Source organism: Burkholderia sp. MR1-5-21, assembly GCF_053427715.1.
This window is the reverse complement of sequence record NZ_JBSAXD010000177.1, coordinates 1-239: the sequence shown is the minus strand read 5'-3', so window position 1 is coordinate 239 and position 239 is coordinate 1. Positions and strand designations below refer to the sequence as shown.

1 pseudogene is annotated in these 239 nt (G+C 67.4%); it reads left to right on the top strand.

Going from position 1 to position 239, the window contains the following annotated elements:
* Positions 1 to 239, top strand: a pseudogene (locus ACV229_RS40965) (hemolysin); the annotation flags it as partial.

Sequence of the window (239 nt, the reverse complement as noted above, 5' to 3'; positions counted from 1 at the left end):
GCCGACAAGATGATGAAGCAGGCTGCCGCCAATGGCGATCAGGCGGGCGTCGACGCGTGGAAGGAAGGCGGAGCGAACCGCGCGCTGATGCAAGGCGCAGGTGCTGCGCTGGTGACCGGGCTGGCGGGCGGTAATGCGGTAGGTGGCGCGGCGGGTGCAGCGATTGCGTCGATTGCGGCGGGGAAGCTCAACGACCTGAGCAGTGCGATTGCCGGAGCAGATCCGACTGGCAACGCCAA